Source organism: Rhizobium sp. NZLR1 (assembly GCF_017357385.1).
In the GTDB taxonomy this organism is placed as follows: domain Bacteria; phylum Pseudomonadota; class Alphaproteobacteria; order Rhizobiales; family Rhizobiaceae; genus Rhizobium.
The window spans coordinates 4,137,146-4,160,047 of the sequence record NZ_CP071632.1 but is presented as its reverse complement, the minus strand read 5'-3'; the positions used below and the strand labels follow the sequence as shown (position 1 = coordinate 4,160,047).

Here is a 22,902-nt window from a genome sequence, read left to right as displayed (position 1 = left end):
TTCGCGGCAGGAGTATAGAGCGCTGAGCGAAGGCTGCCAGCGCGCGGCAAGACAAGGCTTGATTCATGGCTCATTCGAGCAGACGGATTTTCATTTCGGCGATCGCCGCGCTGCTTGCCATACCGGCAGCGGCGGCCGAAATCCAGCATCGGACGGAATACCGGGTGACGCTTGCCGGCCTGCCGATCGCCCGCGCCGCGTTCCTGACGCAGATCGAGGACGATCATAGCTACAAGATCGCCGGCAGCATCAACTCCGCCGGGCTTGCCGATCTGGTCACGACGATTTCGGCCAAAACAAGTGTCACCGGCGTCGTGCGCGACGACAAGTTGCAGGCGTCGAAATATTCGCTCTACTACAAGAGCGGCAAGAAGGCCCGGGTCTACGAGGTCAGCTACCGCGACGGCAACATCGTCTCGGCGACGACGACACCGCCGCCGAAGCGTCCGAAGAACTGGATCGACGTGACGCCGCGCGACATGCGCTCGGTGCTCGATCCGATCTCCGGCCTGATCTTCACCGGCGACACCAAGGTCTGCTCGCAGACGCTGCCGATCTTCGACGGCGAGACGCGCATGGATCTGGTGCTGTCGCCGAAGGGCGACGAGGATTTCTCGACCAACGGCTTCAAGGGCAAGGCGACCGTCTGCAGCGTGCGCTTCGTGCCACGCTCGGGCTACAAGAAGGGCCGCAAGGACATCGTCTATCTCAGCAAGAGCGACCGGATGGAAATCTGGTTTGCCAAGTCGGACGCGGCAAATGTATACGCTCCCGTCTACGTGCGCATTCCGACCGAATATGGAATGGTGACGATCACTGCCGTCAAATACGGCAGCAGCTGACGGAGATCATTCTCTGTCAAAGGGGGATGGGTGAAGCTTCGCGCGACGTTGATCGGTTTTACCGCCATTTTGATGTGGTCGTTCCTGGCGCTGTTGACGGCCGCCTCCGGGAAGATGCCGCCGTTCCAGCTTTCGGCCGTCTGCTTTGCGATCGGCAGCATTCCCGGCCTCGCCGTGCTTGCCCTCAACCCGTCACGGCTGGCGCTGCTGAAGCAGCCGGCCAAGGTCTGGGTGACCGGTATTTCGGGGCTGTTCGGCTATCATTTCCTTTATTTCACCGCGCTCAGAAACGCGCCGGCGGTGGAGGCGGGGCTGATCGCCTATCTCTGGCCGCTGCTGATCGTCGTCGGCTCGGCGCTGCTGCCGGGCGAACGGCTGCGCTGGTATCATGTGGCCGGTGCGCTTGCCGGGCTGTGCGGCACCTTCCTGATCGTCGGCCGCAACGGCATCGATTTTAACGGCGCCTATGCCGTCGGTTACACGGCCGCTTTTCTCTGCGCCTTCACCTGGTCCGGTTACTCGCTACTGACCCGGCGTTTCGACGCCGTCTCCACCGATGTCGTCACCGGCTTCTGCCTTGCGACCTCGATCCTGTCGCTGTTCTGCCATCTCGGCCTGGAGACGACGATCTGGCCGGCAACGGGTTTCGAATGGCTCGCCGTCGCCGGGCTCGGGCTCCTGCCGGTGGGGGCTGCCTTTTACGCCTGGGATTACGGCGTCAAGAACGGCGATATCCAGATCCTCGGCGCGGCGAGTTATGCCGCACCGCTGCTTTCGACGCTGATCCTGACGCTGTTCGGATTTGCCGAGCCGAGCTGGCGCATCGCGCTTGCCTGCCTGCTCGTCACCGGCGGGGCGGTGCTCGCCGCCCAGGACATGTTCCGCCGCAAGATCCAGCCGCCGGCTGCGGCGGAATGAGTTCAGCCGCCGGGCGTCCAGCCTGATGGCGCCATCTCGAAGCTCGAAAACGTAAAGCCCGGTGAGACAGTGCAGCCGACCAGGGTGAAATCGCCGAGGCTTTCGGCCGACTGCCACCAATTGGCCGGAATGATCACCTGCGGCCGCTCGCCGGCCGCCAGGTCGGTTCCAAGCGTCAGGGCCTCGCTTGCCGTTCCATCTTCAGAGCGATGCAGCGAGAGCGGCGCGCCGGCGTAATAATGCCAGACCTCCACCGCATCATGGACGCGATGCCAGTGCGAGCGCTGTCCTCTGATCAGGAGATAATAGATCGCCGTCGAGTGGCCGCGTTCTCCGCCCGCCGTATCGCGGAACGTCTCAGCGTACCAGCCGCCTTCCGGATGCGGCTGCATGGCGAGTTCGCGGATGATGTCTTCGGGAGACATCAGAAATTGTCCTTGCGCTTGCGGATCTCGGCAAAGACTTCCTCGTTGGTCTTGCCTTCCATCAGCAGATTGCGGCGGATCGCCGGATCGGCGGCGCGCAGGAACGGGTTGGTCTCCTTTTCCAGCCCCAGCGTCGTCGGGATGGTGAATTTGCCGTCGGCGCGCAAGGCCTCGATCTCGGCGGCGCGGCTCTTCAGGCGTTCGTTGTCGGGATCGACCGTCAGTGCGAAGCGGGCATTGGACAGGGTGTATTCGTGGCCGAAATAGACGGCGGTCTCATCGGGCAGCACGGCCAGTTTTTGCAGCGAATGCCACATGTCGGCGGCCGGGCGTTCGAACAGCCGGCCGCAGCCGAGCGCAAACAGCGTATCGGCGGCAAAGAGCAGCTTGTCGTCGACGAAGTGATAGCAGATATGGCCGGCGGTGTGGCCGGGCGTCTCGATGACGTTGACCGTGTGATCGCCGAAAAGGAAGCTGTCGCCATCGGCCATCGTCCGATCGAGGCCGGGAATGGCGATCGCCTCGTTGATCGGGCCGATGATCTCGCAGCCGAACTGCTCCTTCAGCGCCAGGTTGCCGGTGACATGGTCGGTGTGATGATGGGTGGTGAAGATATGGGTGATTTTCCAGCCGCGGCGCGTCGCCGCCTGCAGGATCGGCGCCTCTTCCGGCGCGTCGATCGCCGCGGTAAAGCCTGTCTCCGGATCGTGGACGAGAACGCCGAAATTGTCGGTACGGCAGAGAAAAACGTCTAATTCCAAAGGTTTCATCGTTCAATAATCCCTTGTCATGCGAGTCTCGCGGAAATGTAGAGGTTCCGGCCTTGAAGTCCAACCGCCCGCTGATAACATTTATCGCAATGCACGCCGATATCGTCGACCTACGCCAGTTCTACCACTCCGAGCTTGGGCGCCTTGCCGAGCAGTCGATCGCCATGGCGCTGTCTTCGCTCTGGGTGCGGCTGCCGCAGGAGCGTCTGGTCGGTCTCGGCTATGCCGTGCCCTTCCTCGACCGCTTCCAGGCCGATACCGAGCGCACCTTCGCCTTCATGCCGGCCGGGCAGGGCGCGGTGAACTGGCCGATGGGATCGCTCTCGTCGACGGCGCTGATTTTCGACGAGGAACTGCCGCTGCCGGATTCCTCGATCGACCGGGTGCTGATGGTGCATTCGCTGGAATTCGCCGAAAGCCCGCGCGAGACGCTGAAGGAACTCTGGCGGGTGCTGGCGCCAGGCGGACGGCTTGTCATCGTCGTGCCGAACCGACGCGGCGTCTGGGCGCGGATGGAACACACGCCGTTCGGCTCGGGCCGGCCCTATTCCCGCGGTCAGCTGACGCATCTGCTGCGCGAAACGAATTTCACCCCGGGCGCGACGGCCGAAGCGCTGTTCTTCCCGCCCTCGAAGCTCAGGACCATCCTGCGCCTTCGCCGCGCCTTCGAGCGGATCGGGCGGACGTTGTGGCCGGCTTTCTCAGGCGTCATCATCGTCGAGGCGCAGAAGCGGCTCTATCAGGGGCTGCCGGTTGCGGCGCGAGCCTCCCGCCGCGTCTTCGTGCCGGTTCTGGCACCCCATGGCGTGCCGACCACACGCAGCCGGTGACGCCGCCCGGCTCTCGACAAGAACCGCATTCCGCTTTAATGCGACTGGTAATTTCCGGCAGTTCCAAGGTCGATCCATGAGCGTTGAGATGAGCAAGCCTGTTCCGCGTCCCGGTATTCTCGATATCGCATCCTATGTGCCGGGCAAGGAACATGCACCGGGTGTTGCCCGCGTCTACAAGCTTTCGTCCAACGAAACGCCACTCGGCGCCAGTCCGAAGGCGATCGATGCGTTCAAGGCGGTTGCCGACAATCTGGAGCGTTACCCCGACGGGCAGGCGGTTGAATTGCGCGAGGCGATCGCTGCCGTGCACGGCCTCAACCCGGCAAACATTCTCTGCGGCAACGGTTCCGACGAACTGCTCGGCCTGCTCTGCCATGTCTATCTCGGCGCCGGCGACGAGGGCATCATCACCGAGCACGGCTTCCTGGTCTACAAGATCCAGATCCAGGGCGCCGGCGCCACGCCTGTCGTCGTCAGGGAAAAAGATCACACCGTCGATGTCGATGCGATCCTTGCCGCGGTGACGGAAAAGACCAAGATCGTTTTCATCGCCAATCCCGGCAATCCAACCGGCACTTATGTCCCAGTCAGCGAGATCCGCCGCCTGCAGGCCGGGCTACCGAAGCATGTCGTGCTGGTGCTCGATGCCGCCTATGCCGAATATGTGCGCCGCAACGATTATGAAGCCGGCATCGAGGTCGTGTCTTCCAATGCCAACGTGGTGATGACCCGCACCTTCTCGAAGGCCTACGGACTGGCGGCGCTGCGGGTCGGCTGGATGTATGCGCCGGCCGAGATCGTCGACGCTGTGAACCGCGTGCGCGGGCCTTTCAATTTGAACGCGCCGGCAATCGCCGCCGGTGCCGCGGCGATCCGCGACCAGGCCTTCATCCAGCAGGCCGTCTCCTTCAACCAGATGTGGGTGGAGACGCTGACCCAGGCGCTCGAAGCGATCGGCCTGAAGGTGACGCCGTCCGTCGCCAATTTCGTCCTCATTCATTTCCCCGAGATCGACGGCAAGCGCGCCGCCGATGCCGACGATCTCCTGACGAGCCGCGGCTACATCCTGCGCGCCGTGCGCAGCTATGGCTTTGCCAATGCGCTCCGGATGAGCATCGGCCCCGAAGAGGCCAACCGTGGCGTCATCGCCGCGCTCACCGAATTCATGGGACGCAAGGCATGAACGTCCAGTTCGATCGTATCGCGCTGATCGGTATCGGCCTGATCGGCTCTTCACTCGCCTACGACATCAGGCGGCTTGGTCTTGCACGGGAGATCGTCGTCGCGACGCGTAGCGCCGATACGCTGAAGCGTGCCGAGGAGCTCGGTCTCGGCGACCGCTACACGACGTCTTCGGCCGATGCCGTCAGGGATGCCGATCTGGTAATCGTCTCGGTGCCGGTCGGCGCTTCGGAAAGCGTGGCGAAGGAGATAGCGGCTAGCCTGAAGTCCGGGGCTGTTGTCACCGATGTCGGCTCCACCAAGGCCTCGGTCATCGCGCAGATGCTGCCGCATATGCCTGATAATGTGCATTTCATCCCCGGCCATCCACTGGCCGGCACCGAAAAATCCGGCCCCGATGCCGGCTTCCCGGGCCTCTTCGAAGGCCGTTGGTGCATCTTCACGCCGGTCGCCGGTACCGACGAGACGGCGCTGAAGCGTCTGCGCAGCTTCTGGGAAACGCTTGGTTCGAAGGTCGACGAAATGGATGCGGAGCATCACGACAAGGTGCTGGCGATCGTCTCGCACCTGCCGCATATCATCGCCTACAACATCGTCGGCACCGCCGACGATCTGGAGACGGTGACCGAGTCGGAAGTCATCAAATACTCCGCCTCGGGCTTTCGCGATTTCACCCGACTTGCGGCTTCCGACCCGACGATGTGGCGCGACGTCTGCCTGCACAATCGTGATGCGATCCTCGAAATGCTGGCGCGCTTCTCGGAGGACCTCGCCTCTCTGCAGCGCGCGATCCGCTGGGGCGAGGGCGACAAGATCTTCGAACTTTTCACCCGCACGCGCGCCATCCGCCGCTCGATCGTCCAGGCCGGCCAGGATGTCGACGCGCCTGATTTCGGCCGCCACGCGCTGGATAACAAGAAGTAGCCATCCGCGATGGTTGAGGTGGCGCGCGCCAGCCAGGCGGATATCGATTGGCTCGTTCGCGAGGATGCCAGCGCTGGTGAAGCCTGGGTGTCGCGATGCGTGGCGCTTGGCGAATATCTCGTTGCCAGGAAAGTCGGCGAGATCGTCGGTTTCCTGCGCTTCTCCCGCTTCTGGGGCAGAATTCCCTACATGGAGATGATCCGCGTCCTTCCCGGCCACCGCCGTTCAGGCGTCGGAACGGCGCTGTTTGTTGCCTGGGAAGGGGCGATGCGCGGCGACGGCGCCCGCCTGCTGATGACCTCGAGCGAATGCGACGAAAGCCGACCTCAGGACTGGCATCGCCGCAACGGATTTACCGAAACCGGCGCGATCGAGCTGCCTGGGTTGCAGTCGGTGGCGGAGGTCTTCTTCGTCAAGCGGATAAGCTGAGAGGCGCCATAGGTCAGATCGGCGGTATCCGGCCGAGCGGGATGAAGCCGCTGACGGTGGCGTTGCCGTGATCGACGACAAGATCGACGGAGACTTTGTCTTTGCCGCCGGCAAGCGATTTCAAGAGCTTGGTCGCCGTGTTGACGGTCGAGGCGATATCCGGAAAGGCCTGTTTCAGGCTGTCGCCCCAGGGGCCGAGCTGTTCGATTTCCAGCTTGAATTTTCCGGAGAGCAGACCCTGCTCGTCGAAGGAAAAGGGGCCGGTCAGCGTCATCACTTTGCCGTCGCCGATGTCGGCGACGATGCGGCGCAGCTCACCGGCGGCACCGTTGAGGCCGCTCGGATCACTGCCGTCGATCAGGCCGGCTTTACCGGCGACGGTCAGATCGATACTGGCCGACAGCTTCGGGAAGATTTGCGGCCAGTCCTTGATCGCGGTGTTGGCATCCTGCACGGAGATCGCGCCGTCGAGATCGGCACCGTTCTGGCGCAGATGAATTTCGGTGCGAGCGGCATCGAAGCTGATGGTCTGGCCGGTGTAGGAGGAAACCGCCGTCGCCTTCAGGCCCTCGATGACCGTTGAGCTGCGGTTAATGCCCCGCAACCTCGTCGCCAGGCTCGCTTGCAGGTTTGCCCATTGGGCCGAGATCGAAAGGCCATTGCTGGTGCGGATGGCGGCCGGCGAATCGAGCTCCCAGACGATATTGCCGGGCGCGTAGACCTGCGCTGCCGAACGCAACGCGCCGAAGGTGGCCGAGACGCCGTTGACATGGTCGTCGACATCGATCTTGGAGCAGAACAGGCCGATACGGAAAGGATAGCCGCGGAATTCGATATCGGAGCATTCGGCGCTGACGCCTGCCTGGTCGCGCGGCGCGATCGCCTTCAGCACCGTGGTCTTCAGCGTCGATGCCGCATAGAACCAGCCGCCGGTATAAAGCGCGATCACCAGGAGGACGCCGCCACCCAGCAACCAGAATTTCTTGCTGCTGCTGGATTGGCTGCTACCGGATTGGCTTGACGCTGCCATGATGTTCTCCAATGGTGAATCGCAAATGTGATTCCGGTCTGGCGTGCGATATGGACGAAATTTGGGTATTTGGCTACGGTTCGCTGATGTGGAATCCGGGCTTCGAGTTCATGGAGCGGGCAGAGGCTCTGATCTACGGCTACAGGCGTTCGCTCTGCGTCCGTTCCTTTGTCCATCGCGGTACGCGCGACAGTCCGGGCCTGGTTCTCGGCCTCGACAGAGGCGGCGCCTGCCGCGGCATGGCTTTCCGCATTTCCCCGGAAAAATGGGATGAGGTGATCGATTATCTCCGCGCCCGCGAACTGGTTACCAATGTCTACCTGGAGCGCCGAGTGCGGCTGCAGCTTGCGGGAGGCTGCAGGGTGGAGGCGGTTACCTACATTGCTGATCGCGACCATGAGCAATATGCCGGTACGCTCGACGCATTTGAGGCGGCGAGGGTGGTGAGCCAGGCCAAGGGTCAGTCAGGCCCGAATGATGCCTATGTCTTCAACACCGCGATGCATCTGAAGCAGATGGGCATTCGCGACCATTGGCTGGAGCAGGTCGTCGACGAAGTGGAGCGGCTGCGCGCCGCTTGATCCTCACGCGCGTCGCGATTATTATCGCAAAAACCGTTGCGCAGTTTGCGCGACATGCTTCAGGCGGTCGCCGTCTTGAGCCTGCGCAGCTCGGCCAGCCTTTCGACCGCCGTCGGCGGCAGCGGCAGATGCGGATTTGCCTCGACAGTTTCGAGCAGAAGCGCGTCGCTTGCCCGCTCCGACACCTCGATCAGATGGGCGAAAAACGCGTCCGGATCCATTCCCGGCATGATCGGCGGCAGGATCCTCACCTTGAAATGGCCGGGATAACGACGAATGCTGCGCCGCGGCCAGAAGAGACCGGGATGCATGACGATCGGCACTACGGGGATGGCGAGATCACGGTACATGCGGGCGATGCCATACTTATAGACCGGCTCGGCGCCCGGCGGGCGACGGGTGCCCTCAGGATAGATGATCAGCTGGCGGCCGGTCGAAAGCTCCTGTTTCGTGCGCTTCAACACCTCCACCATCACCTTGCCACGGGCGCCGCGATCAACCGGGATCACCCGCTGCTTCTTCGCATACCAGCCGAACAGCGGAATCCACATCAGCTCGCGCTTCAGGATGTAGACCGGGTCCTTTAGCCAGGGCAGCAGCGCATAGGTATCCCAGAAGGATTGGTGCTTCGGCGCCAGGATGTAGCTGCCGTCCGGGAGGTTCTCCAGGCCTTCGATCTCGAAGGTGGTGCCGACGATCACCCGCATCAGCCAGTGGTTGGAGCGTGCCCAATTCTTCGGGATCGCATAGGCGGTCAGGCGCGGCGCCAGGAAATAGTATGGCGAGAGAACGATCATCCGGATGATGAGGTTGGCGTAGAAGATCGTGTTGAAGAGGACGGAACGCAGGGCGATCATGAAACTTTCCCGAGGCATGCTCACGCGACCGGCCTACACGATATTGCTCGGCATAAAAAGCGTTTGATGACGTCCCAGAACAGGATTCAGATTTTAGGCCGGGCCTAAAATCTGAATCCTGCTCTAAATTAAAGAGTTGGAACATGATGTCGTGAGAAAACCGCTCACACTTTTCGGCATCATGCTCTAGCAAAAGCGTCAGTTCTCGCTCGACGCGCTTGCCGAGCGCAGCCCGGTGTGGCGACCGAAGCCGGTGATGTTGCGGGCGCCGGTCAGCAGCACTTTTACATATTCGGCAAGCATGACACGCATCGCATTCGGGTCGGTGAACCAGTTGCGGCTCTTCAAATCCGAATTGACCACGGGATAAGCGATGAACTCGATATCGGGATCGACATAGGAGAGCTCCGCGAGGCTTCGCGGCATGTGGTAGTTGTTGGTGACGATCAAGACGCTGCGGTATCCCTTGGCGTGGATCCAGTTCGAAGCTTCCTCGGCATTGCCGATCGTGTCGATCGCATCGTGGCCGATATCGACACAGCAGGAGAAGAGATCGGCCGAGCCCTGCGTCATCTTGCGGATCTGCGCCGGGGTGGTCGTCGGGTGGACGCCGGAAATGAGCAAACGCTTGCCGGCACCTTTCTGCAGCAGCTCCACGGCCTGATCGATGCGCTGGTAACCCCCTGTCAGCACGACGATCGCATCTGCCTTCGGCTCGGCCGGAGGCTTAAGCGTCGTCACGGAATCGGCGAAACGCAGGAAACCGCCGAACAACAGGGCGATCGCCAGCACGCAGGCAAAGCCGCCCCAACGCAGCAGGCGGCGGATCAGCCCGCGCCGCGGCGGCAAACCCGCCGGGCGGTCAAGCTCGGGGTCCTGATGAATCGGGTTGGGTGTCGTATCTCCCATGGTCATGAATCGTGACTATACGCTGATTGCGGCACGGAACAGACGCTTTCATGGCAAAACGGCATGGTCACGATCAACTCGCGATGCCGTCGGTGCGTGTCGGGTCCGAGCGTAATGTATCGATTTCGTAGATCGTCTGCATGACGGTCAGTCGCGCGGTGATGGTGGTCAGGAGCGCAATGACGATCATCGTTGCGAAGATGCCGGCATAACCGAGCACGCCGACGGAGAAGGTGCCGAAGAGCGCCGTCGCCTGGTCCGTTTCCGGGGTGGCGAGCGTGCGGCTCTGCCAGAAACCGGCGGTGGCGAAGAAGAGGGCGGCAAGGGCGCTGCCGATTGCCGAGCCCTTGAGGCTGATCTTCAGGAAATGCTTCTGGAATTCGGTGGCGACGAAGGAGCTTTCGGCGCCGACGAAATGCAGCACTTCGACGACGTGACGATTGCCCGACAGCGCGCCGCGCGTGGCGAAGACGACGGTGAGCACCATCGCCGTGAAAACCAGCAGCAGGATGCCTGTGCCGATCATGACGGTCGTGTGCGCCATGGACACCAGCCGGTCGACCCAGGTGCGGTGATCGTCGAGGCTTGCCTGCGGGATGCTGTCTTTCAGCAACGCCCGCATCGAATCGAAATCCGGTGGATTGCTCTCGTCGATGGTGATGATGACGAGGCGGGGAACGGGCAGATCCTTGAGATCGAGACCGGGGCCGAGCCAGGGTTCGAGCAGGCGGGCGGTCGCCGCCTCGTCGACGATCTGGCCGCTCTTGGTGCCGACGAAGGTCAGCGCCAGGTCGCGTGCCTGGGTCAGCGCCTTTTCCATGTCGAGATTGTCGTCCGGCTTGATCTGGATGGTGATCTCTCGGGAGATCTGGCTCTCCCAGCTTGCTGCCGTCGAGCGCACCATGCTGACGCCGCCGAGCGTCAGGCAGGCGAGAAAGGCCATGATTGCGATGACCACCATCAACGCGCTGCCCTGGATGTTGGATGGCGGCAGGATCGGCGCGGTCGGACGCACGCGCATTTCCGGTCGTTTCTGCTCAGCCTTACCAGGCGCCTTGTCCGGGTTTCTGGATGGGAGCTCAGTCATAGATATCGAGATGCCCCCCGAGAGGATCATGCGGCGAGCTTCCACCTGTTCCATCAGCGCCAGGTCATGCGTGGCGATCACAACTGCGGTGCCGAGGCGGTTCAGCTCGAGGAAAAGATTGAGCAAGCGCTTGGCCATCGGCGGGTCGACATTGCCGGTGGGTTCGTCGGCAAGCAGCACCTCCGGCCGGTCCATCAGCGCCCTGGCGATCGCGGCGCGCTGCTTCTCGCCGCCCGAGAGCACGGGCGGCAGCACGTTGATGCGTTCGCCGAGGCCGACCCATTTCAACAGTTCCAGGACGTCGGTCTTGTAGGAGCTCTCATCCTTACCGCGCACGCGTAAGGGCAAAGCGACATTCTCATAGGTTGTCAGATGATCGAGGAGGCGGAAATCCTGGAAGACGATGCCGACGCGGCGGCGCAGCAACGGCAGTTCCGGGCGGGGGATTTCGGAAATATCGCGCCCGAACATGCGGATCAGGCCGCGCGTCGGCTGCAGCGACATGAACAGCAGCCGCAGCAGCGACGTCTTGCCTGCGCCCGATGGGCCTGTCAGGAACTGAAAGGATTTCTTCGGAATGTCGAAGGTCAGGTCCCGGAGGATTTCCGGGCCCATGCCATAGCGCAAACCGACATTCTCGAAATGGATCAACGTGCAGCTCAGTCTGTTGTGGGTTTCACCGCGTGACTTGTTAACCAACACCGTTAACAGCCGGTAAATTTTGCCGGAAAGACGCCCGTTTGATGGCGATCTTTGCGAAGCATTAACCATTAAAATTTACGACTGAGCGGGATTCGTTTCAATGCCAAGATTTCCCCTGGCAGCGAAACCATGTGGACATCTGCGAGGCAGCCACCATGGAAGCATCCTCCTTCAGTCGCCGGACACCGGGCCAGGCCTATGATTTCCTGCCGCCGGAACCCGCCGCCCGCCAGTACCGTGCGGCGCGTCCTGCCGATATTTCCGACGCCGAATTCGTGACGCTCGGCAAAGTCCGACCGAAGGAATTTACCGCAAGAACCTATAACGACAACCGCAAGCGCGCTGCTGGCGCACACGCAGCACAGCCGCCGCTGACGCCAGTGACTGCAACTGTTCTGCGGGACGTGGAAGCCCTCCTGCAGCGCGCGTCGATGCGGAGCTTCGCGGGGCTGGTGCTGGCGCTCGCCGTGCTGGTCTTCGGGCTTGCGGGCGGCTTTTCCGGCCTTGCCGCCGAGCGGGCCTATTCCGGAGCGCCGCTGCATTTCACCCATGTGACGGTGGCGCCGCGCGACGCGAACGGCATGCGCGTGCTGGTCATCAACGGCATCCTCGAAAATGACAGCGGCACGACGCAGACGGTGCGTCCGATCCGTGCCGATCTCGTGACCGACGAGCGACTGACCGCAAGCATCATCATCAATCCGCCGGCCGATGTCATTTATGGCGGCCAGAGCCGGGGTTTCTCGGCCCGTGTCCAGCATGCCGGCGGAAAACTGCCGGAGGTCCGGCTGTCGTTCCTGCCATAGAGAGCGCTCGAACGTGGATTGGGTGATTTTCCCGCCGCAACGCGCGCCAATCTGGTTAATTTCATGGCGGGTGAGGCTGTTTCACGCTCGCATATGTGCTAACGGCTTACCCTTCTTTTCATGGAGCAAGCCCTTATGCCTGTCGTGCGCGGAAAAAATATCGAGCCGCTCTTTACTGCCGAGCAGATCGCCGAGCGCAATCATTCGATGGCCCGGGAGATCGCCAATGGCCCGACCCAGGACCTGCTTGTCATCGCCGTGCTCAAGGGTTCGTTCATCTTCGCCGCCGACCTGATCCGCGCCCTGCACGATAGCGGGCTTGCACCGGAGGTCGAGTTCATCACGCTGTCGAGTTATGGCATCGGCACGGTCTCGCAGGGCGTGCGCATCGTCAAGGATATCGACAGCGACGTCCATGGCCGCGACGTCCTGTTGATCGACGATATCCTCGAATCCGGCCGGACGCTGCTGTTTGCCAAGGAATTGCTGTTCGAGCGCGGCGCGCGCAACGTCACGATCGCCGTGCTGCTCGATAAGCGCGTCAAGCGCAAGGAAAAGCTGGAGGCCGATTATGTCGGCTTCGAATGCCCTGACTATTTTGTCGTCGGTTACGGCATGGATGTCGCCTATGCCTTTCGCGAACTGCCCTTCGTCGGCGTGGTTACCGGGGACGCCTGAGCGACTTCAAAGTGGTTCGAAAGACGTCCGCCGCTGCCTTGCCGCCCGAGACGGGTTGTTAACCATCTCGTCCATCGCTTCCTGATCTTTACCGATCGAAAAGGAAATCCTGGTGATTTCCGTCGCGGGGCTGACCACGGAGCAATGCACATATGGCAAGAATTCTGATCACGGAAGACGAGGACTCCCTGCGGTCCTTCGTAGCCCGAGCCCTGCGGCTTGATGGCCACGAGACCGATGAGGCGGCCGACGGGGCCGAGGGCCTGGAGAAGCTCAGGGAAGGGGTCTACGATCTGCTGCTTTCAGATATCCGCATGCCCGTGATGGACGGCATCGAACTCGCCCATCAGGCAAAAGACGCCTTTCCCGGCCTGAAGATCCTGCTGATGACCGGCTATGCCGAGCAGCGCGAACGGGCCGACGATCTTGCCGAAAAGATTATCGACGTCGTCGCCAAACCATTCGCGCTTCCCGATATCCGCAAAGCGGTCGCCCGAGCGCTGGTCGCTTAAAGCTCTCTATTTTCATGCATGTCGTCATCCCGGAACAGCTGCACACGTCGTGATGACATTTATCAGAGCATGACGGTGAAAACTGAGTACGGTTTTTGGACGGTATTCCGCTCGTTTTCTTGATGAGATCCGGATTCAAATTTTATGCCGATCCGGCCTAAAATCCCTGCGCCGGTGCGCGTGTCATGTCACGGTGGCGTCAGCTTACTGGATGTCCAGCAACCGTTCGAGATACCGCCGTTCCATTTCCTGCGGCGGATTGTTGCCGAGCTTCTCGCGGATCGCGTCGAGGATTTCTCGGGCGCGCTGAACGTCGATCTCGTCGGGAACCTTCACGCTGTTGTCGCCGAAATCCGGTCCCGGGGGGCGTGGCCGGCCGAGCGGGTCGCGGCCATTTTGGTCGCCGCCCTGGCTCATCTGGCCGTTCGGACCCTGCCCTTGCTGGCCCTGTTGCGCCTGCATCATCTGGTTCATCATGTCGCGGGCGCCCTGGCGAAGTGCTTCGAGCGCGCGGCCCTGGCCTTCGATGGCCGGCTGGCCATGCCCCTGGCCGAGTTCGCGACCGGCGCCTTCCATCTCGCGTTGCGCCTGTCCGAAGCCCGGGCCAGGCTTCATGCCCATCTCGCCGAGGCCCTTCTGCAATTCGCCGAGCTGCCTGCCGAGCGCATCCTGCTGAGCGCGCAGCTGCTTCAATGCCTCGCGCAACTGCTCGGCGGTCATCTGGTCGGAGGGCTGCTGGCCGTCTTTGCCTTGCTGGCCCTGCTGCTGATCCTGCGGTTCGCCGTTTTCTCCGGGGTTCATCTCGTCGAGCAGCGGATCGTTTTCACCCATATCGGGTTCGCCGCGTTGCATGCGGTCCCTGAGCTGCTGATCGAGGCGGAAGGTCTGATCCATCAACTTCTGCTGGTCGCGCAGAATCTCGCCGAGCTTGTCGATCTGCTTTCGGGCCTCGCTGTTTTCCTGGCTCTGTTGGCCGCGCTGCGGGCGGCCGGCCTGCAGATTGTTCATCATCCGCTGCAATTCCGACAGCATCTGCTGGGCGGCGTCACGATTGCCGGAGCGGGCGAGATTCTCGATCTGGTCCATCATCCGTTCCAGATCCTGCTGGCGCAGGATGTTCTGCGCATTCTGGTTCGGCTGCATCGGCGCGTTCTGCATGCGTTGGGCAAGCTCGGTCATATAGTCCTGCATCGCCTTGCGCAGCTCATCCATCAGCTTCTTGATCTCGGCGTCGGGGGCGTTGCGGTCCAATGCGTCGGCAAGCTTCTGCTGGGCTTCGCGCAGCTTGCGCTCGGCAAGCGAAAGATCGCCGTCCTCCATGCCGAGTGCAATCTCCCAGAGATATTGGGCCGTATCCTTGAGTGCATCCTCACCCTTTGCGAGCTTCATGCGCGTCAAAGCGGATTCCAGCAGGAGATAGTTGGTGAGCTTGGGGATGGTCTCCTCGGGACGGATGGTCAGCGCCTCGTTCAGTGCGATCGCCTGCGGCATCTTGCGGGTGTCGAGCGCGAAAACCTGCCGTTCCTCGGCGACGGCGGCGGCAAGCGGCTCGTTGAAGGGCCGCGACGGCAAGGTCATCTCATACGGCGGGCTGCGGCCGGTCTGGCCGGCGCCATCCTTTGCGACGAGCGTCACGCGCACGCGCTTTCCGGCAAGCGGATGTTCGGTCAGGTTGCGGCTGGTCACGCCCTTGGCGTCACGGGCGTTACGGCGGGGAATATCCAGCCGGTATTCCGGCAAGGGATAGAGCGGCGTCGCCGTCGGATCGGTTTCGACGGGAACGATCTCCGCATGCGCCTCCTGGACGCCGTAGTCGTCCTTGACGGTAAAGCCGATTTCAAGCGCGCCGTTGACGCTGGGTTTCGGCATGCCGTCGAAAGCAATTTCCGGCGCCTTGTCGGGGAGAACCTCGAAGCTCCAGCGGCGACCGTTGACTTCGAGGGCGCCATTCTCCTCGAGCTTCATCACATGGGTCTGGGCGACGGGAGCCTGGTTGGCCGGGACCTGGCCGGTTGGGACCGTATTCGGCTGTTGACTGCCGGATGCCGCCGCCTGCTGCGGCTTGGTATCCGCCTGCACGGCGATATCCTGCGCCTCGCCGTTTGCCTTGCGGAATACGACCTTTTCGGCTGTCTTGCCGCCGCTGACGCGCACAGTGAGGCCGGAAAACTGCGGAATGCCGATCGACCCCTGCTCGCTGCCGTCAGCGGTCAGATAGACCGGGGCGCGGCCGGTGTAGGAGGGCGGCGTCACCCAGGCGTCGATGCGCACGGCCGGATCGACGGTGACGTGCTCGGATGCTGCCTGCAACGCGTCACCGATCGAGCCGCCGTTGATCGACAGTGAATAGGCAAAGGCGGTGACCAGCAGCAGCGCCGGCACGGCGCGCAGCGCGAAACGGTCATGCACGGCGATATCAGGCCGCGGCAGTCCGGCATCGAGTGCAGCGATCTTTTCGGCCATGCGCGTCTGGTGCTCGCGCCAGAGCGCCCGGGCGAAGGGCGTATCGAAGGCCGGCTCGTCTTCCTGGACGGTGACCGGCTGGTGCGGCAGGCCGTTGCGCTCTTCCAGCATGCGGTCGGCTTCGGCGACCTTCGGCCAGCGCAGAGTGCGGAAGGGCAGGAGCGAGACGACAAAAGCAGCGGCAAAGGCAATCAGCAGCAGGATGCGCAGCCAGTCAGGCACGCTGCGAAAGATGCCGAACCAGGAGACGGAGAGATAGAAGGCGATCACTGCCAGAACCGGCATCAAAGGTGGCAGTAACTGCTCGAAAAACAGCACAACACGCGCCAGCAGGCGTTTTGTCGTCACCAGCCGGGCAAGCGAGGGGCGGAGCGCAAATGCACCTTTCCTCTGCCTTGAGGGGCTTGTCATCGGTCCGGTCTCCGCGATCTGGCGTTCTGAAACAGAGGGCGCTTCCGGCGATTGCAGGGCAATACGCTCATGACTGACAAGGATAACACTCTTTGTGGCGAAGGCGAGGGCGAGCGGCCGGCCATACCGGCTTTTCACGTTAATTCGCCAAAAAGTGATGGCTGGTTAAAGCGCGTCGCGATCTTTCAGATTGCTCCCCACGCTTTAAGTCTTTGTTTTACGCAGTCGTGCGCTGCACACTCTTGCGCGACATGCTTTAGAACAGGGTGATGATAGGCCCACTCGGCCTAAAATCTGGATCCTGTTCTAAATTAAATAGTTAGAGCACGATGTCATGAGAAAACCGTATACACTTTTCGGCATCATGCTTTAATCGAGCCAGGCCGGAACGGAGTCGAGGCTGATCAGTTCGGCATAGGTTCTGCGCGGGCGAATCGTATGGAAATCGCTGCCTCTGACCAGAACTTCGGGCACCAGCAGCCGGCTATTATAAGTGCCGGCCTGGACCGCGCCGTAAGCGCCGGCAGTGCTGACGGCCATCAAGTCGCCGGGCTTCGGCATCGCCATCTCGCGGTCGAGTGCCAAATAATCGCCGGTCTCGCAGACGGGGCCAACGACGTCGGCGCGGATGCGCGGGGCGTTCGCCGCCGAAATCGTCACCGGGCGGATCTCGTGATAGGCCTCGTAGAGCGTCGGGCGGATGAGATCGTTCATCGCGCCATCGACGATGACGAAGGTCTTTTCGCCGCCATCCTTCACATAGAGAACCTCGGTCACCAGGATACCGGCATTGCCGACGATCAGGCGGCCGGGTTCGGTGATGATCTTGCAGTTGAGGCCGCGCAACTGGTTCTTGACTATGGCCGCATAGGCATCCGGCAGCGGCGGCGGATTGTTGTCGTCCTTATAGGGGATGCCGAGACCGCCGCCGATATCGACGTGATCGATGGTGTGGCCGTCGGCGCGCAGCGTCGCGACAAGATCGTGCAACAGCCTGAAGGCGTCGTCGAAGGGCTGCAATTCGGTGATCTGGCTGCCGATATGCATGTCGATGCCGGTGACCTCGATGCCCGGCAGCTTGGCGGCATGGGCATAGATGGCGCGGGCACGCTCCCAGGAGATGCCGAATTTGTTTTCCTTCTTGCCGGTCGAGATCTTGGAATGGGTTTTTGCATCGACGTCAGGGTTGATGCGGAAGGAGACCGGCGCTTTCGTCCCGGCCTTGATGGCGCGCTGATTGAGGATTTCGAGCTCGGGCTCGGATTCGACGTTGAAACAGTAGATGCCTGCCTCGAGAGCGAAATCCATCTCCTGCGGCGTCTTGCCGACACCCGAAAACATGATGCGGCTGGCGGGAATGTCGGCAGCGAGCGCGCGGCGCAGCTCGCCCTCGGAGACGACGTCGATACCGGCGCCGAGGCGGCCGAGTGTCTTCAGCACCGCCTGGTTAGAGTTCGCCTTCATCGCATAACAAACCATCGAGTCCATGTCAGCGAATGCTTCCGAAAAGACGCGGTAATGGCGCTCTAGCGTTGCGGTGGAATAGACATAAAAAGGTGTGCCGACCGCCTTGGCGATCTCGGGAACGGGGACGTTCTCGGAATGCAGGACGCCGTCTCGGTACTCGAAATGGTTCACGGGCTTGTGCCTTAAAGAAGGGGATCGAGAAGGAAGGGCTTGTCGACGGTTCCCGGCTTTTTCGTCGGCTTGGAAACGTCACCTTCCTTGGTTGCCGCAGCACTCGGCGGATCGAGGTCGCCCTTGCGCCCGCATCCGGCAACGGCAAGGCCGATGACGGCGAGAACCGCCGTCAGGCGGATGAGGTGCGGCAAGCTCTTCTGCATGGATATCCTCTTCGGCGGCATTTGATGGCATCATTCATGGCGGATGATGGAGATCTTCATAGCGAAGTTTATCCGCCTTGTGCACCCTGATTGTTGGACGGTCTTCCCGCGTAGACGGCAAGATCGCGGCGGCTTTCGCCGCCTGACATTTCAGTTACGGGCGCGCCAGAAGGCGATCTGCCTGCGTACCTCGGACGGCGCCGTGCCGCCGAAGCTCTTGCGGCTGGCGACCGAGGCCTCGACGGTCAGCACGTCGTAGACCTTGTCGGTGATGTCGGGATGGATCGCCTGCAGGTCGGAGAGCGGAAGTTCGGCAAGGTCGCAGCTCTTGCTTTCGGCAAGTGCGACGGCGCGGCCGGTGACGTGATGGGCATCACGGAAGGGGAGGCCCGCTTCGCGCACCAGCCAGTCGGCAAGATCGGTCGCCGTCGAGTAGCCGGAACCGGCCGCCGCCTTCATGCGCGCGGTGTTGACGGTCATGTCGCGCACCATACCGGTCATGGCGGCAATCGCCAGTTCCAGACTCTCGGCCGCGTCGAACACCTGTTCCTTGTCTTCCTGCATGTCCTTGGAATAGGCGAGAGGCAGGCCCTTCATGATCGTCAGAAGGGCCACCAGCGAGCCGTTGATGCGGCCGGTCTTGGCGCGCACCAGTTCGGCGGCATCCGGATTCTTCTTCTGCGGCATGATCGAGGAGCCGGTCGAGAAGGCGTCGGAGAGACGGACGAAACCGAATTGCGGGGTCGACCAGATGACGATCTCTTCCGCCAGACGCGAAAGGTGCATACCAGCAATTGCGGCGATCGACAGGAACTCGATGGCGAAGTCGCGGTCGGAGACCGTATCGATGGAGTTGCGGGTCGGCTCGCGGAAACCGAGCGCCTTGGCAGTCATATGGCGGTCGATCGGATAACCGGTGCCGGCAAGGGCTGCCGCGCCGATCGGGCTTTCGTCCAGGTGCTCGATGGCGTGGCGCACGCGCGAGCGGTCACGGCCGAACATTTCGACATAGGCCATGCAGTGATGGCCGAAGGTCACGGGCTGGGCGGTCTGCAGATGGGTGAAGCCCGGCATGACGCTTTCGGCATGTTCCTCGGCGCGGTCGAGGAAGGCGGCGATCAGGCCGGTCAGCATCCGTTCAGTTTTCTCAAGCTCTTCCTTCACCCAGAGGCGGAAGTCGAGCGCTACCTGATCGTTGCGCGAGCGGGCGGTGTGCAGCCGGCCGGCTACCGGTCCGATCAGCGTCGCCAGGCGCGCTTCGACATTCATATGAATGTCTTCGAGCTGTCGCGAGAATTCGAAATTGCCGCTTTCGATTTCTGACAGGATCGTGTTTAGCCCGTGAACGATCTTGTCCTTATCGTCAGCGGAAATGATCCCCTGATGGGCGAGCATGGTCGCGTGGGCGATCGAGCCGCGGATATCCTGCGCGAATAGCTTCTTGTCGAAACCGATCGAGGCATTTATCTCCTCCATGATCGCGTCCGGGCCGGAAGCGAAGCGCCCGCCCCACATCTGGTTGGAGGATTTGGTTTCGGTTTTGCTCTCGGCCATGGAAGATGCCCGTCCTGGAGAATGAAATGACGACGAGAAAACCCTTCGGCCTGCCGTCCGTAAAATTGATCGCAATCGCCGCCGTTGCAGGCGTTGTTGCCGGTGCGGCAGCGGTATACGTGAAGGAGACGGGGATTGGCAATGGCATCGGCAATACCGCTTCGGCCGAATGCGCGCTGGCTAGGGAACGCGCTGCCAATCTGACGCCGCTGATGAAGGGGCAGGTCGCCGCCATGGTCGCCGCCAACGAACCGCGCAAGCTGACTGCGGTTACATTCAACGGCCCTGACGGCAAGGCGATGACGCTCGATCATTTTACTGGCAAGACTGTGCTTCTCAATCTGTGGGCCACGTGGTGCGTGCCCTGCCGCGAGGAGATGCCGGCGCTGAACGCGCTGGAAAAGGGTATGGGGAGCGACAAGTTCCAGGTCGTACCGGTCAATATCGATACCGGTGACGACGAGAAGCCGAAGGCCTTCCTGAGCGAGATCGGCGTCGATGCGCTGCAGCTTTACCGCGACAATACGATCGGCGTCTTCAATAGCTTAAAGAAGGAAGGTCTCGCTTTCGGCCTGCCGGTGACGCTGCTGCTCGACGACAAGGGCTGCCTGATTTCAGCGATGAACGGCCCGGCTGCCTGGGACAGCGAAGATGCCAAGACGCTGATCAAGGGCGCGATCGGATCCTAAAGCGCGTCGCATCAAATTTGATTCATGCGGCGCGCTTTAGCTCTTTGTTTTGATGCATGTCGTTGCGAATCGCTTACACTTCCGGGCGGCATGCATTAAGGAGCCCGTCAGGAGTCTCCGTCTCCTTTAATGAGGAAGACACCCGCAAGCCCGATGAGCACGCAGCATTGCAGCAGGAACATTGGTGTTTCAGTCGACATGGCGTTCCCTCCCGTTCACGGCAAGAAAGCATTTCGCGGGCGGGCCGTCCATTCGCCCTTTCGGGCGACACCCGCTTAGAACAGGATGATTTTAGGCCCGGTCGGCCTAAAATCATCGTTCTACATTAAAGAGCTAGAGCATGATGTCATAAGTAAACCGCTCACACTTTTCGGCTTCAAGCTCTAGCGCGTCGGGACCGGCACTTCACCCCGATAGTCATAGAAGCCGCGTCCGGACTTGCGTCCGAGCCAGCCCGCCTCGACATATTTCACCAGCAGCGGGCAGGGACGGTATTTCGAGTCCGCCAGGCCGTCGTGCAGCACCTGCATGATCGAAAGGCAGGTGTCGAGGCCGATGAAATCGGCAAGCTGCAGCGGCCCCATCGGATGGTTGGCGCCGAGCTTCATCGCCGTATCGATGGCATCGACCGTGCCGACGCCTTCATAGAGCGTATAGATCGCCTCGTTGATCATCGGCAGCAGGATGCGGTTGACGATGAAGGCCGGGAAATCCTCGGCCACGGTGATGGTCTTTTCCAGCGTGCCGACGAATTCCCTGGCGGCCGAGAAGGTCTTTTCATCGGTCGCGATGCCGCGCACCAGTTCGACCAGCTTCATCACCGGCACCGGGTTCATGAAATGTATGCCCATGAAGCGTTCGGGGCGGTCAGTGGCGGCAGCTAGCCGGGTGATGGAAAGGGAAGAGGTGTTGGTGGCAAGCAGCGCCTCGGGCTTCAGGACCGGACAAACCTGCGCATAGATCTTGCGCTTGACCGTTTCATCCTCGGTGGCGGCCTCGATGACGAGATCGGACGGGGCGAGATCATTGACATCGGACGAGCCTGTGATGAGCGACAAAGTCGACTTGCGTTCCTCTTCGGTCATCTTGCCGTTCGTCACCAGGCGGGCAAGGTTGCCGTTGACGGTGGCAAGGCCGGATTCGATGCGATCCTGGGAGAGATCGTAAATGTGAACCCTGTAACCTGCGGCGGCCGAAACATGCGCGATGCCGCAGCCCATCTGGCCGGCACCGATAATACCAATATTCTTCAACACCGCATTCATCTCCAAACCCCCGCACGGCATTCGCCCCCGCGCTGCCGCATTTTTTAGCAATACTGCCGGACGAAGGATCGCCCGGCAGCAGTAGTAGCCCGATAAAAGATAATTTTCCAGTCATTCGCAAGTGCGAAAGAAAAGCATTTGACGCGTTTAAAGCGCGTTGCGAATCTTTCGATTCGCTTCTCGCGCTTTAGGTCTTCGCTTTACGCATGTCGTTATCCGCAAAACCGCTGCACAGTTTTGCGCGGCATGCGCTTAGAGCGCCTTTTCCAATTCCGGCAGGGCCTCGAACAGGTCGGCGACCAAGCCATAGTCGGCAACCTGGAAGATCGGCGTCTCCTCGTCCTTGTTGATGGCGACGATGACCTTACTATCCTTCATGCCGGCCAGATGCTGGATGGCGCCGGAGATGCCGGCGGCAATGTAAAGATCAGGCGCCACCACCTTGCCGGTCTGGCCGACCTGCCAGTCGTTCGGCGCATAACCGGCATCGACGGCAGCGCGGCTGGCGCCGACGGCAGCGCCGAGCTTGTCGGCAACGGGAAGGATGACCTCCCGGAATTTCTCGGCCGAGCCGAGCGCCCGGCCGCCGGAGATGATGATCTTCGCCGACGTCAACTCCGGACGGTCGGAGGCCGACAGTGCATCCTTGACGAAACGCGACAGCCCCGGATCTGAGATCGCCGGGATCGCCTCGACGGCAGCAGAACCGCCTTCGGCTGCCGAAGCGAAGGAAGCGGTGCGCACGGTGATCACCTTCTTCGCATCACTTGCCTGCACCGTCTGGATGGCATTGCCGGCATAGATCGGCCGCTTGAAGGTGTCGGATGAGATCACTTCGATGATTTCGGAGACCTGGGCGACGTCGAGCAGGGCAGCGACGCGCGGCAGCACGTTCTTGCCGGTCGAGGTGGCAGCCGAGATGATCGTGTCGTAGGCACCGGCCAGCGAAACAATCAGGTCGGAAAGCGGCTCGGCCAGATTGTTGGCAAGTTCGTCGCTTTCGGCCAGCAGCACCTTGGCGACGCCGAAGAGTTTTGCCGCGGCATCGGCGGCTGCCTTGGCGCCCTTGCCGGCGACCAGAACATGGACGTCGCCGCCGATCTGGCTTGCCGCCGTCAGCGCCTTGGCGGTCTGGTCGGAAAGGCTTTGATTGTCGTGGTCGGCCAGAAGAAGAATAGTCATGATGGTGTT

Annotated in this window: 23 protein-coding genes and 1 pseudogene; 11 read left to right on the top strand and 13 right to left on the bottom strand. The window is 61.7% G+C overall.

The features are described 5' to 3' along the window. Window positions 1-65: 65 nt before the first annotated feature. Together J3O30_RS20450 and J3O30_RS20445 are read left to right on the top strand one after the other, a co-directional pair. A complete protein-coding gene (locus J3O30_RS20450; RefSeq protein ID WP_207582005.1) occupies window positions 66-842 on the top strand; it encodes a DUF3108 domain-containing protein in 777 nt (258 codons plus the stop codon). Between the two features lie 30 nt (window positions 843-872). Continuing rightward, window positions 873-1,760: an EamA family transporter gene (locus J3O30_RS20445; RefSeq protein WP_207582004.1), complete on the top strand. Its 888-nt coding sequence runs from the start codon at window positions 873-875 to the stop codon at window positions 1,758-1,760. 2 nt (window positions 1,761-1,762) lie between these two features. Here the strand turns inward: J3O30_RS20445 and J3O30_RS20440 are convergent, their stop codons facing one another. Together J3O30_RS20440 and gloB are read right to left on the bottom strand one after the other, a co-directional pair. Then, window positions 1,763-2,185, bottom strand: coding sequence for a cupin domain-containing protein (locus J3O30_RS20440; protein ID WP_207582003.1), 423 nt, complete (start codon window positions 2,183-2,185; stop codon window positions 1,763-1,765). Beyond that, complete coding sequence (gene gloB / locus J3O30_RS20435) at window positions 2,185-2,955, bottom strand: hydroxyacylglutathione hydrolase (RefSeq protein ID WP_164007856.1); 771 nt, start codon at window positions 2,953-2,955, stop codon at window positions 2,185-2,187. The genes J3O30_RS20440 and gloB overlap by 1 nt, the downstream gene beginning before the upstream one ends. Window positions 2,956-3,008: 53 nt before the next feature. Here gloB and J3O30_RS20430 point away from each other — a divergent pair, with 53 nt between their 5' ends. The 4 genes from J3O30_RS20430 to J3O30_RS20415 all read left to right on the top strand — a co-directional run bounded on the left by J3O30_RS20430 (window position 3,009) and on the right by J3O30_RS20415 (window position 6,323). Next, the gene (locus J3O30_RS20430; protein ID WP_207582002.1) at window positions 3,009-3,785 is read left to right on the top strand and encodes a class I SAM-dependent methyltransferase; all 777 of its coding nucleotides are present in this window, start codon (window positions 3,009-3,011) and stop codon (window positions 3,783-3,785) included. A gap of 88 nt (window positions 3,786-3,873) precedes the next feature. Beyond that, complete coding sequence (hisC, locus tag J3O30_RS20425; RefSeq protein ID WP_207582001.1) at window positions 3,874-4,971, top strand: histidinol-phosphate transaminase; 1,098 nt, start codon at window positions 3,874-3,876, stop codon at window positions 4,969-4,971. After that, window positions 4,968-5,894 (top strand): prephenate/arogenate dehydrogenase family protein, encoded by a 927-nt coding sequence (locus J3O30_RS20420; protein WP_207582000.1) that lies wholly within the window; start codon window positions 4,968-4,970, stop codon window positions 5,892-5,894. Before hisC ends, J3O30_RS20420 begins: the two co-directional genes overlap by 4 nt. Before the next feature lie 9 nt (window positions 5,895-5,903). Then, window positions 5,904-6,323, top strand: a complete 420-nt coding sequence (locus J3O30_RS20415) for a GNAT family N-acetyltransferase (protein ID WP_207581999.1) — start codon at window positions 5,904-5,906, stop codon at window positions 6,321-6,323. A gap of 13 nt (window positions 6,324-6,336) precedes the next feature. On the opposite strand, the gene J3O30_RS20410 is transcribed toward J3O30_RS20415, so the two are convergent. Then, on the bottom strand, window positions 6,337-7,353 hold the full coding sequence (locus J3O30_RS20410; RefSeq protein WP_207581998.1) for a DUF2125 domain-containing protein: 1,017 nt from the start codon (window positions 7,351-7,353) through the stop codon (window positions 6,337-6,339). A 50-nt stretch (window positions 7,354-7,403) separates the two neighbouring features. Between J3O30_RS20410 and J3O30_RS20405 the strand changes: the two genes are divergently transcribed. Next, window positions 7,404-7,934: a gamma-glutamylcyclotransferase gene (locus J3O30_RS20405; protein WP_207581997.1), complete on the top strand. Its 531-nt coding sequence runs from the start codon at window positions 7,404-7,406 to the stop codon at window positions 7,932-7,934. A gap of 59 nt (window positions 7,935-7,993) precedes the next feature. On the opposite strand, the gene J3O30_RS20400 is transcribed toward J3O30_RS20405, so the two are convergent. From J3O30_RS20400 to ftsE, 4 genes and pseudogenes are all read right to left on the bottom strand, one after another. Continuing rightward, window positions 7,994-8,791, bottom strand: coding sequence for a 1-acyl-sn-glycerol-3-phosphate acyltransferase (locus J3O30_RS20400; protein ID WP_207581996.1), 798 nt, complete (start codon window positions 8,789-8,791; stop codon window positions 7,994-7,996). 198 nt (window positions 8,792-8,989) lie between these two features. Continuing rightward, window positions 8,990-9,706, bottom strand: coding sequence for a YdcF family protein (locus J3O30_RS20395; RefSeq protein ID WP_207581995.1), 717 nt, complete (start codon window positions 9,704-9,706; stop codon window positions 8,990-8,992). A 67-nt stretch (window positions 9,707-9,773) separates the two neighbouring features. Further along, entirely contained in the window at window positions 9,774-10,787 is a 1,014-nt protein-coding gene (locus J3O30_RS33255; protein WP_221115544.1) for an ABC transporter permease, read from the bottom strand. After that, window positions 10,780-11,438, bottom strand: a pseudogene (gene ftsE / locus J3O30_RS33250) (cell division ATP-binding protein FtsE). The gene J3O30_RS33255 and the pseudogene ftsE overlap by 8 nt, the downstream one beginning before the upstream one ends. Before the next feature lie 206 nt (window positions 11,439-11,644). Between ftsE and J3O30_RS20385 the strand changes: the two are divergent. The 3 genes from J3O30_RS20385 (at window position 11,645) to J3O30_RS20375 (ending at window position 13,485) form a co-directional block, all read left to right on the top strand. After that, window positions 11,645-12,295 carry a hypothetical protein gene (locus tag J3O30_RS20385; RefSeq protein ID WP_207581993.1) on the top strand — a complete coding sequence of 217 codons (651 nt, stop codon included), beginning with the start codon at window positions 11,645-11,647 and terminating at the stop codon, window positions 12,293-12,295. Between the two features lie 135 nt (window positions 12,296-12,430). Continuing rightward, on the top strand, window positions 12,431-12,973 hold the full coding sequence (gene hpt, locus J3O30_RS20380; protein ID WP_207581992.1) for a hypoxanthine phosphoribosyltransferase: 543 nt from the start codon (window positions 12,431-12,433) through the stop codon (window positions 12,971-12,973). Between the two features lie 152 nt (window positions 12,974-13,125). Continuing rightward, a complete protein-coding gene (locus J3O30_RS20375) occupies window positions 13,126-13,485 on the top strand; it encodes a response regulator (protein ID WP_003582627.1) in 360 nt (119 codons plus the stop codon). 204 nt (window positions 13,486-13,689) lie between these two features. Here the strand turns inward: J3O30_RS20375 and J3O30_RS20370 are convergent, their stop codons facing one another. The 4 genes from J3O30_RS20370 to argH all read right to left on the bottom strand — a co-directional run bounded on the left by J3O30_RS20370 (window position 13,690) and on the right by argH (window position 19,757). After that, the gene (locus J3O30_RS20370; RefSeq protein WP_207581991.1) at window positions 13,690-16,359 is read right to left on the bottom strand and encodes a TIGR02302 family protein; all 2,670 of its coding nucleotides are present in this window, start codon (window positions 16,357-16,359) and stop codon (window positions 13,690-13,692) included. Window positions 16,360-16,728: 369 nt separating this feature from the next. Continuing rightward, window positions 16,729-17,997, bottom strand: coding sequence for a diaminopimelate decarboxylase (gene lysA / locus J3O30_RS20365; RefSeq protein ID WP_207581990.1), 1,269 nt, complete (start codon window positions 17,995-17,997; stop codon window positions 16,729-16,731). A gap of 11 nt (window positions 17,998-18,008) precedes the next feature. Beyond that, a complete protein-coding gene (locus tag J3O30_RS20360) occupies window positions 18,009-18,203 on the bottom strand; it encodes a lipoprotein (protein ID WP_207581989.1) in 195 nt (64 codons plus the stop codon). Window positions 18,204-18,353: 150 nt separating this feature from the next. After that, window positions 18,354-19,757: an argininosuccinate lyase gene (gene argH, locus J3O30_RS20355; protein ID WP_207581988.1), complete on the bottom strand. Its 1,404-nt coding sequence runs from the start codon at window positions 19,755-19,757 to the stop codon at window positions 18,354-18,356. A gap of 26 nt (window positions 19,758-19,783) precedes the next feature. Between argH and J3O30_RS20350 the strand changes: the two genes are divergently transcribed. Next, window positions 19,784-20,446: a TlpA disulfide reductase family protein gene (locus J3O30_RS20350; RefSeq protein ID WP_207581987.1), complete on the top strand. Its 663-nt coding sequence runs from the start codon at window positions 19,784-19,786 to the stop codon at window positions 20,444-20,446. A gap of 383 nt (window positions 20,447-20,829) precedes the next feature. On the opposite strand, the gene J3O30_RS20345 is transcribed toward J3O30_RS20350, so the two are convergent. Beyond that, on the bottom strand, window positions 20,830-21,711 hold the full coding sequence (locus J3O30_RS20345; protein ID WP_207581986.1) for a 3-hydroxybutyryl-CoA dehydrogenase: 882 nt from the start codon (window positions 21,709-21,711) through the stop codon (window positions 20,830-20,832). A 252-nt stretch (window positions 21,712-21,963) separates the two neighbouring features. Next, on the bottom strand, window positions 21,964-22,893 hold the full coding sequence (locus J3O30_RS20340; protein WP_207581985.1) for an electron transfer flavoprotein subunit alpha/FixB family protein: 930 nt from the start codon (window positions 22,891-22,893) through the stop codon (window positions 21,964-21,966). Window positions 22,894-22,902 lie beyond the last annotated feature (9 nt).